The organism is Frankia umida, from assembly GCF_023242945.1.
In the GTDB taxonomy this organism is placed as follows: Bacteria; Actinomycetota; Actinomycetes; order Frankiales; family Frankiaceae; genus Frankia; species Frankia umida.
This window is the reverse complement of record NZ_JALKFT010000150.1, coordinates 1-233: the sequence shown is the minus strand read 5'-3', so window position 1 is coordinate 233 and position 233 is coordinate 1. Positions and strand designations below refer to the sequence as shown.

At 63.5% G+C, this 233-nt stretch carries 1 protein-coding gene; it reads right to left on the bottom strand.

Going from position 1 to position 233, the window contains the following annotated elements; all coding sequences use genetic code 11:
• Positions 1-233, bottom strand: a 233-nt coding sequence (locus MXD59_RS26175; RefSeq protein WP_248827228.1) for an FUSC family membrane protein, incomplete at both ends; no start/stop codon positions are given.

Below are 233 nucleotides of genomic sequence, written 5' to 3'. Positions count from 1 at the left end.
CTCGTACTCGATCGCGCGCAGCTCGGCCTTCACGCTGATGTGCGAATGCGGCGCGCGGTTTTCGAGCACCGCGAGGCCGACCTCCTCGAGATCGGCTGCGGCCTTGCGGATCAGGTCGCGATAGAAAATGATCAGGTCCGAGCCGCCGAACGTGTTGCGCACGAGCGGGTAGTCGGTGTGCGCGCCGACGAACAGCTCGTGCAGGTCGACGCTGTTGATGAACAGGTTGTACA